The following is a 13591-nucleotide window of genomic DNA, read 5'->3' as shown; positions in this document are numbered from 1 at the left end:
AATGATTGGTGGTGTTTTCTTTATGGATGAATATTCTTCACAGGTAGTGTCATATTCATCTCCAAGTTCGCTGTCGTACTCCGCTCCGTGTTATACATGGTGGCATTGAAGCTTGCTATTTTTCGCATAGTCATTGGGTCATTCAAATTAAGCTGTGGCGCAAACTGATGCAACACATGCAGTCGTACTTGCTCATTGAACTCAAAATAAACCAAACCGTTAAACATAATTTTGATCGGGATCTGATAGTCTTGCTTTAAATGAAATGGCACAGCCAGTTTAATCGGAATATCCAAAGTGAGTGGAAACTTAGGCAACAGTTTATTCTGATAAATTAAATCCGTATTGGTCTCCAACGGCATGTTTTGATCAATAAGCACCTCGGTTTGATAATCAACCGATACAGAAACGGGTACTTCTACTTCGAACTCCAAATTTGCCAAATATTTTCCATGTAAAGGCAAATTAATTTTTTGATCAATTTTCAGTTGCGTATCTAAAGTTCCAACAGATTGAGTTTCTAGATAATTACCGACTTGTATTTTTGTCGGTAAAGAGTCTGACAGTTGAATTTGTGCTTCATTTGCAGACACTTGCATACTGGCTTGAATATTCAGGTACAACCAAAACAGCGCACCCACCAAAATGACAACACACACAAAACTCAAGACAAGCCGCTTCGCGGACTGGAATATCCACATACTCCCTCCTATGGCTTCACGTGTTCTTGAGGTAGAGGTTTTTCACGCAGTAATTGCAAACTGTTGAGTGGAATCTTCAACTCCCCCTGCTTAATTTCAATTGGCAATGTATTTTGCACATCCACCGAAGCTTTCAATGCCGTTTTAATAGGAACGTTTAAATGCCCTTGTATTGGAATATTGGTCTTAACCACTGTATTTACTGGAATATGTAAATTTTCTTTCAGTACAGTTTTTACAGGTGCATCAAATTTGAGGTGTACTTGCTGTTCCAGTGGCACATCAATATGAATTGGAACATCCAGCTGAATAGGAATATTACCTTTTAAAGGCAAAGTTACATCTCGTCCCATGACTTTCACCTGCACTTTGGTATCCACAGGCATACTCTGATTAATTTTCAAGGTTTCACGCACTGGAATGCTGGTTTTGATCGGGACTTGATTATCAAAATACACACGTGGTGTCAGAGTTTGGGTCAGTGGAATATTCAGGTTTTCTCGGATCGGAATTTCAGCATTCACACGCCCTGTCACATCCACATCTAAAGCGTCATGAATTTTGACCTCAGCTTGTAAAGGCTCTTGTAGATCAATACTGACTTTTTGATTTTCTAAGGGAATATAGATATTAAAGTGTTTAAACATCCAAATAGCGATGAATACACCACACATGGTTGCTAACACAATAAATACCAATCCACTGAGTAGGTGTTTCACTTGCAAAGTCAAATTCCTTTTTTTATTTTGATTCTTCACCTGACAAGCCTAATCCTTTTGTCAGCCCAGTCTGTTTACAGGTCATCCCAACCTGACTCGATAAATATATAAATGTCTATTTCGATAAAAACGTTCCAATTATTCTAAGTAAATAAGTCAGAATTAAGCATTGGCAACTCTTACCATGAAATTCAATACTTATGCCAATCCTGACATGTATGTACAAACTTTATAAATCAGCAAGTAAAAAAAAGAGCCTCATATGAGGCTCTTTTTGATCACTACTACAAATTATGCATTTGTTTCAGTAGGAATTTTAGGATAGCTTACGCCACCCATTTGCTCTGCAATACGTAATACTTGGCAGCTATAACCTACTTCGTTATCGTACCAAACATACGCAGTTAAACGGTTGCCCGAAGTAATGGTTGCTTGCGCATCAAATACACCAGCAGTACGCGAACCGATAAAGTCAGATGATACAACTTCAGTCGAGTTGGTATAACCGATCTGACCTTGAAGGCTTGAGCTGATTGAGATTTTACGAATGTATTCGTTCACTTCATCACGATCAACTTCTTTATCTAAGGTTAAATTTAGAATCGCAAGTGAAACGTTTGGTGTTGGAACACGTACAGAGTTACCTGTCAGTTTACCTTGCAGTGCTGGAAGTGCTTTAGCAACTGCTTTAGCCGCACCAGTTTCAGTAATTACCATGTTCAATGTTGCAGCACGACCACGGCGGTCTGCTTTATGGTAGTTGTCAATTAAGTTCTGGTCATTTGTGAATGAGTGAACTGTTTCAACGTGACCATTCAACACTGTGTATTTGTCATGTAGTACTTTAAGTGTTGGTGTAATCGCGTTTGTAGTACAACTTGCAGCTGAGATGATTTTGTCTTCATCAAGAATGTCTGCTTGGTTCACACCAAATACCACGTTCTTCATGTCACCTTTACCAGGTGCAGTTAGAATTACACGTGCAGCACCAGGACATTTAAGGTGTTGAGCAAGACCTTCTGCATCACGCCATTTACCCGTGTTGTCAATCACAAGCGCATTGCTGATGCCATAATCAGTGTAGTCAACTTCAGATGGGTTAGATGCATAAATCACTTTGATGAATTGACCATTTGCAATAATTGCTTCGTTTTCTTCATCAACAGAAATCGTACCAGAGAAAGGACCATGGATTGAGTCACGGCGTAATAAAGACGCACGTTTTTCTAAATCACCATCAGAAGACTTACGAACCACAATCGCTTTTAAGTTCAAGCCACGTCCAAGGCCAGACTGACCAATCATTAAACGCGCAAGAATACGACCAATACGACCAAAACCGTAAAGTACAACGTCACGGCCTTCTACAGAAGTTGGGCGACCTTCTACAGACTTAACCGCTGCTGCAACAAATGCATCAACATCGCCACCTTGCTCTTTGAAAGCAACAGCTAATTTGCCTAGATCAATTTCAGCAGTACCAATATTTTCAATTTTAGCGAGTGCTTCAAGAATTGGGAATGTATGCACAACTGAAAGCTCAACGTCCATCATACGTGTGAAACGGTGTGCTTTTAAAATTTGAATTACTGAACGGTTAACTAAAGAACGTCCAAACACTGAAACTACAATATTTTTTTCACGGTAAAGCTGACCGATCAAAGCGATCATTTGTTCTGCGATTTCTTCACGGTTTTTCCAGCGACCTTGGTGTTCTGCGTGTAGGGCGATGATAGTCTCTTTGCTCACAGATACGTCCTCTAATTAATTTAATCTAAGCATAAATTTCAAAACCCAACAATTGTAAAGGATTTAGTGCCAAGTTTGAATCGAAAGCTGTAAATGCATGATGTTTTTTATCGTATATTCATTATTAATTTCAGAAATGATTGAATTTAGTCCAATGATTTTTCAGTAGAAAAATCTAAAACTAATTTTTTTAAATAAAAAATAAACAGTTACACAAATGATGTTTTATCAAACAGTCAACTATTCTTAAAGAGCAATAGACAAATAAGAGACTTAGTCATCGTCCAAATTCCAGCACAATAGCAACATCAGACATGATCAGATCAGTCTGGATGCTGCTGTTTTTCAAAATGCTCAATATTTCGCTCGAGTTGTTTTTTATTTTGCTGTTGTTTATATAAATGCAGAGTGCCTTCAATAATCAGCAACAAAACAGCAAACCAGATAGGAATATAGGTAAACCACTCACCCGCCTCAACACGCTCACCCATCGTAATGGATGCACCAGCTAACAGCACTGGTTCTAAATAACTCAGCAAACCAAAAATCACAAAAGGTAAATAACGACTTGCTAAAATATAACTTCCCAAGCCCATCGCACTTAGAAAACCTAAACCAATGACAGCAAGAATAAGATGCGGAAACTGCTGCATCAACATTAAACTATCACTCTGTACAAATCCTAAATAAAATGCGACAGGGAGAATTAAACACAGATCCCACCAGAAGCCCCCCAAATGATCTGTTTTACAAACACGGCGCAAGAAGAAATACAAAGGATAAGCCACAGCAACATAGACTGTTTCCCATGCCATACTGCCAATACGCCAAATTTCATGTCCAACCCCAAGCACAGCAAAAGCGACCGCAACCATTTGCCAGCGGGATAGCTTTTCCTTGTAAAGGATGCAACCAACCAATACCATGACCAAAGGCAGTAAAAAATAGCCGAGTGACACTTGTAAGCCACGACCATTCATCGGCCCCCATAAAAACAGCCATAGTTGGGTTGTACATAAAAACGAACTGAATAATAACCATGCAATCATCCATGGTTGTTTAAAAATACGCTTAAATAATTCGATGATCAGTTTTAAATCACCACTCCACCACATAAATGCCGTTAAAAAAGGAAGTGTGGCAAACATACGCCAAGCAAAGGTTTGCTCACTATCTAAAGGTTTTAGAAAAAAGGTATAAAAATATAACACCCCAAAAGTGACGGATGCTAAAACTGATAATGCAACACCTTTATACATCCTTCACTCCATATACATTGTGGGCAACTTTAAATTCGACCAATTATAAAGCTTTCATCCAAATAAAGCTTTATTATTCAAGTTTTAATAGGCTTAAAATAATGCCTAGAAGTAAAAAAGCCATGCTTCCGCATGGCTTAGACAATACTATCAATTTTACTTTAGCAGCTGTTTGGTATGGATTAAATCATTTAAGTCATAGCCTACCGACTTAGCATATTCCAAGTATTCATTAATAACTTTAGGATCTGCTTGCGGTGTACGAGAAAGCACCCACATATATTTGCGACGTGGCTCACCTACAAGCACTGTTTGATAGTCATCATCAATTTTTAAAATCCAATAATCCCCACGCGCCACAGGCAACCACCGCACAGCCTCAGGTAAAAAACTCACTTTCAACTTACTGTTAAAAGGTGGGTTTTGTACAAATGCCTCACCTATCGACTGCATCAGCTTGCCATCTTGAGCATAACAGCGGTTATCGACACTGACATTGCCATTTTCATTGAGCGTATAAGTCGCTGAAACATTAGTTCCACATTTATTTTGGAAGTACATAGGCTTACGCGCTATTTCATACCATACTCCCAAATAACGATCCAATTCGATCTTATCCACCACAGCTAAAGGTTTACTTTGAGCATAAGCCATGGTTGCCATACCTAAGCCCACCAGAACAGCACCACCTACAGCAATTTTGGCAAGGGTAAAACCCGCCTTGGGAAGATTTGCAGACATAAACTGTACCTTTAATATTTCAGAATTTATGATCTAAAAATAAACATCTCTTTAAAAAATAATGCTTTCTGCCCAAATTACTGTAGCGTTATGTAAATATAGACTAAGCCAAAAGCTGAGATTTTAAACGCAAAATTTCATCGCGTAGTCGCGCAGCTTGCTCAAAGTGTAACTCTTTAGAGGCTTTGAGCATTTCTTTTTCCAACTTGCTTAAGTGTTTCGCAAGAAGTTTTGGATCAGACAATAAATGCTGTTCGTCTGCACTGAGTGTCTGATGTTGATCGGCAATATTGCTCTCAACTTGCTCATCCGTCAGTACTTCACCTGTATCAATATCCTTTTTATTTTGTCGAATGGTACTACGTGGAATAATGCCATGCAGTTCATTAAACGCCATTTGCTTTTGACGACGACGTTCCGTTTCATCAATGGCTTTTTGCATAGAGTCGGTGATACGGTCTGCATATAAAATAGCCTTACCTTTTACATTACGGGCTGCCCGACCAATAGTTTGAATCAAAGACCGTTCAGAACGTAAAAAGCCTTCTTTATCAGCATCCAAGATAGCGACCAAAGAGACTTCTGGCATGTCCAAGCCTTCACGTAGTAAGTTAATCCCGACAAGCACATCGTAGACACCTGAACGTAAGTCATGAATGATTTTCACTCGCTCAACAGTGTCAATATCTGAGTGTAGATAAGCCACCTTCACTCCATATTCTTTCAAATACGAGCTTAGATCCTCTGCCATACGTTTGGTTAAAGTCGTCACTAACACACGCTCATCGAGATCTTTACGGATATTGATCTCAGACAACACATCATCCACTTGAGTCAGTACTGGACGCACTTCAATTTCGGGGTCAATCAGACCTGTAGGACGAACCACCTGTTCAGCCACCTGTTCGGCTTTTTCAAGCTCGTATTTGGCTGGTGTTGCACTGACATAAATCGTTGCTGGGGTAATCCGTTCCCACTCTTCAAACTGCATTGGGCGGTTATCTAAAGCACTAGGAAGACGGAAACCATAATTCACCAAGTTTTCTTTACGCGAACGGTCACCTTTATACATCGCGCCAATTTGCGGTACAGTCACATGCGACTCATCAATAATCAGTAAGGCGTCATCAGGGACATAATCGAACAAAGTTGGTGGTGCTTCACCCGCAGGCCGTCCTGACAAATGCCGTGAATAGTTTTCAATACCGTTGGTATAGCCCAACTGCTGCATCATTTCCAAGTCATAGCGGGTGCGTTGCTCAATTCGCTGTGCTTCAAGCAATTTGTCATGGGCACGAAAGAAACCTAAACGCTCTTTTAATTCTTCACGAATCGTGCCGATGGCACGTTCCAAATTATCTTTTGGTGTTACATAGTGGCTTTTTGGATAAATAGTTACACGCGGAACTTTACGTACCAGTTTGCCTGTCAGCGGGTCAAACCAGCGAATCGAATCCACTTCATCATCAAACAACTCAATCCGAATTGCATGTTGATCTGATTCCGCTGGGAAAATATCAATAATTTCACCGCGGATACGATAAGTACCACGTAAAAACTCAAGTTCATTGCGACTATATTGCATTTCCACCAAACGACGGATGATATCATCACGTGCAATACGGTCTCCCTGCACAATATGTAGCAACATGCTCATATAGGCATTGGGGTCACCCAAACCATAAATAGCAGAAACTGAAGCAACAATAATTGCGTCGCGACGTTCTAAGAGCGACCGTGTTGCAGATAAACGCATTTGGTCAATGTGGTCATTGATCGCTGAATCTTTTTCAATAAATGTATCTGAAGATGGCACATAGGCTTCAGGTTGGTAATAATCATAATAACTAACAAAATATTCGACAGCATTGTTCGGAAAGAAAGATTTGAACTCACCATAAAGCTGTGCAGCTAAGGTTTTATTATGTGCCATAACAATAGTCGGACGTTGCGTCCGCGCAATCACGTTGGCCATGGTATAGGTTTTACCTGAACCCGTAACTCCAAGTAATAACTGGTCGTGATAGCCCTTTTCTATTCCAGCAACAAGCTTTTCAATGGCTTGCGGCTGATCACCTGCGGGTTGGTAATTGGTGACTAAATCAAAAGGTTGTTTCTCACTCACAGACATATCCCAAGATTTGCTTCTTCAACCAACTATTTTAACAGATTCAATCCCGAGCAAATCTTGCTTTTAAATTTTTAATGTAATTTACTGAAAATATTACAAAGATTTTTCACTTGACCCTCCTCAGTTTCAAGGGCAACATGAAGTGAAGAAGAGCGAAAAATCAGAGCCTATGACTTACCAATATCATGACGAAAGCATCGTCAAAAACTTAGATGAACAGACTGTATTTGTTTTTGGTAGTAACATGGCAGGCCAACATGCAGATGGTGCTGCACGTACCGCACTCGAACATTTTGGGGCGATGAAAGGTGTTGGACGTGGTTGGTCGGGGCAAAGTTATGCCATTCCTACCATGAACGAACACTTACAACAAATGCCGCTCTCACAAATTCAACACTATATTGATGATTTTAAAATCTATACCAAGAATCATCCGAAAATGACTTATTTTCTCACCTCTATCGGCTGTGGTATTGCGGGTTATAAAGTCGAAGAAATTGCTCCCATGTTTAAAGGCATTTCGCATAACGTTATCTTTCCTGCATCATTTCGCCCATTTGTAGAAAGAACACTGCCTCGTCTAAACAAAAAGTTTCTGCATACCATTTTTAACGATGCTGTGATTTTCAGTACTCAAAATGACGACATGCTGGTTCAGCATCTGGCTCTAACTGATAATGAAAAAAGCTTAGCCAAAATTATTCTAAATACTCGGATGTATCCAACGGACAGTAATGGACGTGATCGTGCTTTTGAAATTGAAGATATTTTGCATGTTCTGTCTGGCAAAATATTTGACTTTGAATCAAATGCAGAAGGTTCCATGCTCTTTGGCGGTGTCATTTTAGCGTTGCTTGAACTTTATAATATTAATGAGCAAGACTTTATCGAAGTATGGCAAGGCACCCGAGAAATATCACCGCCTAAACCTGAACACCGTGCACGTAAAACGACACGCTAAATACAAGAATATATTTACTGCAGATTGAAGTCTTGATTGGAGCTATCATAGCTTAACAAGAATTCAATCTAGCAAATTTAATGCCAACTAAATCACAAAATAAATTATAAATCTTTTATTTACCTCACGATTTCAAAAAGAAAAAATAGACTCTATACTACGCTCACTTAAAAATAATTAAGAGCAAAAAAATGGAGATTCTGGATTCTTCAGTTTTCGATTTGTCCCCAATAGCAATGTGGTTAGAAGATTTTAGTGAAGTAAAGCAGCAATTTGAAATCTGGCGACAGCAAGGTGTTGAGAATCTACAAGAGTTTTTACAAGAGGACGAAGCTCGTGTTTTCCTTTGTGCACGTAAAATTAAAATTTTAAAAGTAAATCCCAAAACACTGGAACTATTTGAAGCAGATAATCTGGAGCATCTGCAACAGAATCTAGATCTTGTTTTCAAACAAGACATGGCCAAAACGCATATTCAAGAGCTATCGAGTCTATGGAATGGTCATAATGAATTCATCAGCACAACAGTGAATTACACAATTAAAGGTACCCGATTAGATATTCAGTTACGTGGTACTGTTATACCTGGCTATGAACATGATCTATCTCGTTTACTCATCACCACAGAAGACATCACCTCATATAAAACAGCCTGTCGATTAGAAGAAAAAAACCGACAGTTAGCCGAATCACGTTTTCATTTCTCACCAACCTCACTCTGGGTTGAAGATTTTAGCCGTATCAAAGCGCGGTTAGACCAAGTCCGTCATTTAGGTATAGATGACTTTAAAACCTTTTTAGATGTGCATCATGATTTTATTATGCAGTGTATTCAAGACATTATTATTATTGATGTCAATCAAGCAACCTTAGATTTGTTTGGTGCTGCGGATAAGAATACTTTGCTGAAAAATACTCATAAAATTTTTGCTAAAGAAATGGTGCAAACCTTTAGAGAGCAGTTAATTGAATTATGGAATGGCAATATTCACCATCAGCGTGAAGCCGTAAATTATGCTCTTGATGGCAGTATCCGCCATGTTTTACTGCAATTTACCGTATTCCCAGATTATCGAGATGACTGGAGTATGGTACAAGTTGCTTTGACCGATATAACTGCACGCAAAAAGGCGGAGAACTATTTAGAATACCTAGGCAGACATGATGTTTTAACTAAACTCTACAATCGCTCTTTCTACACTGAAGAAGTGAATCGTTTAGAACGTAGTCCCATCCGACCTGTATCATGTATTTTTCTCGATATGAATGGTCTAAAAGAAGCGAATGATAACTTTGGACATGATGTAGGCGATGGTTTATTACGTCGTGTAGGAAGTATTTTAAATCAGCTTATACAAAACACACTTTATTCTGCATCCCGTATTGGTGGGGATGAATTGGTGATTCTAATGTCAGGTGCTGATGAAGCTGCTCTACATAACTGTCTACATAGTTTGCATGAACTTATTCATGTCGATAATCAATTCTATTCTAGCCAACCGATTAGTCTGTCTATCGGATCTGCTACCGTCAGAGAGAATGAACGGATTGAGGATATGTTGAAACGCGCAGATCAGCTGATGTACCAACAGAAGAATCAATACTATGCAGACAATGAACGTCGCGCACGTTAATTTTAATCCACACAACTCTTAAAAAATCTTTGTTTCTCATACATTCCCTAAGCCTTATGTAGGAGTTTAAAATCAAACTCCTACATTTTTGATTCACTCGCGTGAAAATGTATAAAAATAATTTTAATCTCTTCACTTAACGCATACTCTTTCAGACCCAATACCCTTGCCATGCACCACCTTGATGCTCCCCCCATTTTATTCAATTCTAAATGTACAAAAATGGGCATGTTTTCTTTCACTTGCACCAAATACGCTCAAAACACGATGAGATACATACAGTTAGACCAGAAATACTCCCCCCGACTAACAGCCCCTACCCGCCAAATCAAATGCATATATTCACCGTAAACCTATAAGTAGCCTACTACAGTAAAAATAAGATTTTGAATTTCTATCCTTGGTTTTACATTTGGCATCTATATTGCTATTCGAGGACGCTCGAATCACAATAAAATCTGGGAAATGAATGAAAAAGATATTATTAAACAAGGCTTTTTTTATACCCTGCTTGCTTGGTCTCAGTTTTTTACTGGGGGGGCGCCAAAAAGAACCTGATCAAGAGACAGCTGCTCAACCTTTAGCTGTTGAAAAAACCAGATTAACCATTGGCTTTGTAAAATTAACCGATATGGCTCCCCTTGCAATTGCCGTTGAAAAGGGATTTTTTAAAGATGAAGGGCTCGAAGTCAAACTTGAAGCACAACCTAGTTGGACTGAACTTTACAAACATGTGCAGAGTGGTGAGCTCGATGCTGCTCATATGCTTGCAGCAATGCCTATAGCATCAATAATAGATACATCCTCAGAAAAAACACCAATCGTTACACCATTCACCCTTTCCTACAATGGTGCCGCCATTACGGTTTCAAATAATGTTTGGAATGAGATGAAAAAAACCGTAGTTATGGAAAATAATCGACCGAAGCACCCCATTAGTGCAAGTAATTTAAAACCTGTGATTGCGGAATATAAGCAACAGCAGAAAATATTTAAATTAGGCATGACTTATCCAATGGGGACACATAACTATATGATTCGCTATTGGTTAGCTGCTGGCGGAATTCATCCGGGCACTTATGATTCTGCACATAATGACACCACAGGAAATACAGGTTCAGATGTAGATTTAACCGTTATTCCACCTCCAGAGATGGTATCAACAATGGTTGAAGGTGTGACATCAGGCTATAGCGTTGGTGAGCCGTGGAATCAGAAAGCCGTAAAAAAAGGTTTTGGTGTACCTGTCATCACCTCAGATGCCATTTGGGAAAATGGTTCAGACAAAGTCTTTGGTCTAACTAAAAAATTTACTGAACAAAATCCAACGACTACACTTAAACTGGTTAAAGCTTTAATACGTGCATCAAATTGGCTAGATGAAAATAACGGTGCAAACCGTAAAGAAGCTGCAAAAATTATTGCACAAGATAATTATCTACGTGTCGATGAAGATATTATTATCAATAGTATGACTGGCGTATTTGAGTATGAACAAGGCGATGTTCGACCAGCAAAATCATTTCATACATTCTTCAAGGGACAATATGGCATTCCCTATTATTCAGATGCAGTATGGTGGCTAACACAAATGCGTCGTTGGGGACAAATCAGCACTAGTCAAACAGATCAATGGTACCTAGAAACAGCCCAAAAGGCCTATCGTCCTGATATTTATGTACAAGCTGCGCAAGCATTAATTCAAGAAGGTAAGATGCAGGATACGCAATTTCCAAGCCTAAAAAATAATGCCTTCATCAAAGCTCCTCAAACTAGCGCCCTTGACCACATTGTATTCGACGCAAAACAGCCAAATCAATTCTTGGCTGCATTTAAAATTGGCTACAAATAAATTCTATGTTTATATGTGGTTAGTAAGTATCTGATGATGATTTCTGTACCGATGATCCGTATTGGAATGCATTAACGTTTATGTCTTACTAGCCTCATGATTTCATTTGATATATTTCGTTAAGTGAATAAAAAAAGCCAACGCTACAGCATTGGCTTTTTTATTACACGTTTTTTAAACCTTAGCGTTTACCCATTGAACGGCGTGTACCACGAGGTGGCATCCACGTTCGATCTGCATATTGCTCAGGTTTTGGGCGCACCTGATTATGTGCAACATCATCAGAACTGCCTTCTACGTTCGGCATTGGAAAAGGGAGATTCACCAAAGGTTTTTTTGAAGTAGGCTGTTGCTTACTCATGACCATCACTCTCATCAAATTAGGTTTATTTTAAAGTTTTTTTCTTTGAGATGCGAGAAACTTCCACATTCTGTCAATTTTTGTATTTCGAAACCCAAAATTTAAAAAAAATTATGTTTTTTTCAAAAATTCTGCGTTTTTAAACGCCTTGCTAGAGTTTTTTGAGCTAAGATAGTGTGCTTTTTATTTTTTAATCCCCATAAGAAGGAATATGCCGTGGACGTACGTCTCTCTGATCGTGTAAATGCCATCAAACCGTCCCCAACTCTTGCTGTGACCAACAAAGCTGCTGAATTAAAAGCAGCTGGCAAGAATGTTATTGGCTTGGGCGCAGGTGAACCTGACTTTGACACCCCACAACACATCAAAGATGCAGCAATTGCAGCGATTAACAACGGTTTCACAAAATATACCGCTGTAGATGGTACGCCAGGCCTTAAAAAAGCAATCATTGCAAAATTCAAGCGCGACAATAACCTTGATTATGCAGCAAACCAGATTTTGGTTTCTTGCGGTGGCAAGCAGTCATTCTTTAACTTAGCACTTGCTTTGTTAAACAAAGGTGATGAAGTGATCATCCCTGCACCATTTTGGGTAAGCTACCCAGACATGGTAATCATCGCTGAAGGCGTTCCTGTTATTGTGAAATGTGGCGAAGAACAACGTTTCAAGATCACCCCTGCTCAACTTGAAGCAGCGATCACAGACAAAACACGCTTAGTGGTTTTAAACAGTCCATCAAACCCAACAGGCATGATCTACACTAAAGCTGAATTAGAAGCTTTGGCTGACGTGCTTCGTAAATATCCTGAAGTATATATCGCATCTGACGATATGTACGAACCAATCCGTTGGGATGATGAGTTCTACAACATCGCAACAGTTGCACCAGACCTTTATGACCGTACAATCGTGTTAAACGGTGTGTCTAAAGCGTATGCAATGACTGGCTGGCGTATTGGCTATGCAGCAGGTCCTGCTAAGCTGATTGGCGCAATGAAAAAAATCCAGTCTCAATCAACTTCAAACCCAACTTCAATTTCACAAGTTGCTGCTGAAGCTGCGTTGAATGGGCCTCAAGACGTTCTTGAGCCAATGATTGAAGCATTCAAACGCCGTCATGACTTAGTAGTTAGCGGTTTGAACGACATCAACGGTATTTCTTGCTTACCTGCTGATGGTGCATTCTATGCATATGCAAACATCCGTCCATTGATTCGTGCGAAAGGTTTAAAATCTTGCACAGAATTCTCTGAGTGGTTATTGGAAGAAACTGGTGTAGCCGTAGTTCCTGGTGATGCATTTGGCTTAGGTGGCTTCATGCGTATTTCTTACGCAACTGCTGACGAAGTGCTTGTTGATGCGCTTGCTCGTATCAAGAAAGCTGCTGATTCAATCGAAGGCGTAGATGCTGCGATTGCTTCAATTGCTGCTGAAAAATAATTTAACCCTTTAAAGTTAGATTAGAGAAACCCGCGAACTT

11 protein-coding genes are annotated in these 13591 nt (G+C 39.4%); 4 read left to right on the top strand and 7 right to left on the bottom strand.

Features of this window, described 5'->3' with window-relative positions:
* Nucleotides 1-20: 20 nt before the first annotated feature.
* From DPG01_RS17250 to uvrB, 6 genes are all read right to left on the bottom strand, one after another.
* Nucleotides 21-701: a hypothetical protein gene (locus DPG01_RS17250; protein ID WP_110975892.1), complete on the bottom strand. Its 681-nt coding sequence runs from the start codon at nucleotides 699-701 to the stop codon at nucleotides 21-23.
* Between the two features lie 8 nt (nucleotides 702-709).
* The gene (locus tag DPG01_RS17245; RefSeq protein ID WP_171327447.1) at nucleotides 710-1375 is read right to left on the bottom strand and encodes an MFS transporter; all 666 of its coding nucleotides are present in this window, start codon (nucleotides 1373-1375) and stop codon (nucleotides 710-712) included.
* A gap of 336 nt (nucleotides 1376-1711) precedes the next feature.
* The gene (locus DPG01_RS17240; protein WP_086210867.1) at nucleotides 1712-3169 is read right to left on the bottom strand and encodes a glyceraldehyde-3-phosphate dehydrogenase; all 1458 of its coding nucleotides are present in this window, start codon (nucleotides 3167-3169) and stop codon (nucleotides 1712-1714) included.
* Between the two features lie 323 nt (nucleotides 3170-3492).
* Complete coding sequence (gene rarD, locus DPG01_RS17235) at nucleotides 3493-4428, bottom strand: EamA family transporter RarD (protein ID WP_086210866.1); 936 nt, start codon at nucleotides 4426-4428, stop codon at nucleotides 3493-3495.
* Between the two features lie 156 nt (nucleotides 4429-4584).
* Nucleotides 4585-5169 carry a lipocalin family protein gene (locus tag DPG01_RS17230; RefSeq protein ID WP_110975890.1) on the bottom strand — a complete coding sequence of 195 codons (585 nt, stop codon included), beginning with the start codon at nucleotides 5167-5169 and terminating at the stop codon, nucleotides 4585-4587.
* A gap of 103 nt (nucleotides 5170-5272) precedes the next feature.
* A complete protein-coding gene (uvrB, locus tag DPG01_RS17225) occupies nucleotides 5273-7294 on the bottom strand; it encodes an excinuclease ABC subunit UvrB (protein WP_110975893.1) in 2022 nt (673 codons plus the stop codon).
* Between the two features lie 175 nt (nucleotides 7295-7469).
* On the opposite strand from uvrB, the gene DPG01_RS17220 reads away from it, so the two are divergent.
* The 3 genes from DPG01_RS17220 (at nucleotide 7470) to DPG01_RS17210 (ending at nucleotide 11747) form a co-directional block, all read left to right on the top strand.
* A complete protein-coding gene (locus DPG01_RS17220) occupies nucleotides 7470-8261 on the top strand; it encodes a hypothetical protein (RefSeq protein WP_110975889.1) in 792 nt (263 codons plus the stop codon).
* A gap of 191 nt (nucleotides 8262-8452) precedes the next feature.
* Entirely contained in the window at nucleotides 8453-9895 is a 1443-nt protein-coding gene (locus tag DPG01_RS17215) for a GGDEF domain-containing protein (protein WP_086210863.1), read from the top strand.
* Between the two features lie 469 nt (nucleotides 9896-10364).
* Complete coding sequence (locus tag DPG01_RS17210; protein ID WP_110975888.1) at nucleotides 10365-11747, top strand: CmpA/NrtA family ABC transporter substrate-binding protein; 1383 nt, start codon at nucleotides 10365-10367, stop codon at nucleotides 11745-11747.
* 181 nt (nucleotides 11748-11928) lie between these two features.
* Here the strand turns inward: DPG01_RS17210 and DPG01_RS17205 are convergent, their stop codons facing one another.
* Nucleotides 11929-12108 (bottom strand): hypothetical protein, encoded by a 180-nt coding sequence (locus DPG01_RS17205; protein ID WP_062032428.1) that lies wholly within the window; start codon nucleotides 12106-12108, stop codon nucleotides 11929-11931.
* Nucleotides 12109-12324: 216 nt separating this feature from the next.
* Between DPG01_RS17205 and DPG01_RS17200 the strand changes: the two genes are divergently transcribed.
* Nucleotides 12325-13551, top strand: a complete 1227-nt coding sequence (locus DPG01_RS17200; RefSeq protein ID WP_005399684.1) for a pyridoxal phosphate-dependent aminotransferase — start codon at nucleotides 12325-12327, stop codon at nucleotides 13549-13551.
* Nucleotides 13552-13591: the final 40 nt, after the last annotated feature.

This window comes from Acinetobacter sp. WCHAc060042 (assembly GCF_003231195.1).
Taxonomy (GTDB): domain Bacteria; phylum Pseudomonadota; class Gammaproteobacteria; order Pseudomonadales; family Moraxellaceae; genus Acinetobacter.
Note: the sequence above shows the minus strand (reverse complement) of the source record. Positions and strands in the feature narration are given on the sequence as shown.

Coding starts and splice junctions, on each gene's coding strand:
- DPG01_RS17250 (WP_110975892.1), bottom strand. CDS start 701: ATGTGGATATTCCAGTCCGCGAAGCGGCTTGTCTTGAGTTTTGTGTGT.
- DPG01_RS17245 (WP_171327447.1), bottom strand. CDS start 1,375: ATGTGTGGTGTATTCATCGCTATTTGGATGTTTAAACACTTTAATATC.
- rarD (WP_086210866.1), bottom strand. CDS start 4,428: ATGTATAAAGGTGTTGCATTATCAGTTTTAGCATCCGTCACTTTTGGG.
- DPG01_RS17230 (WP_110975890.1), bottom strand. CDS start 5,169: ATGTCTGCAAATCTTCCCAAGGCGGGTTTTACCCTTGCCAAAATTGCT.
- DPG01_RS17220 (WP_110975889.1), top strand. CDS start 7,470: ATGACTTACCAATATCATGACGAAAGCATCGTCAAAAACTTAGATGAA.
- DPG01_RS17215 (WP_086210863.1), top strand. CDS start 8,453: ATGGAGATTCTGGATTCTTCAGTTTTCGATTTGTCCCCAATAGCAATG.
- DPG01_RS17210 (WP_110975888.1), top strand. CDS start 10,365: ATGAAAAAGATATTATTAAACAAGGCTTTTTTTATACCCTGCTTGCTT.
- DPG01_RS17205 (WP_062032428.1), bottom strand. CDS start 12,108: ATGAGTAAGCAACAGCCTACTTCAAAAAAACCTTTGGTGAATCTCCCT.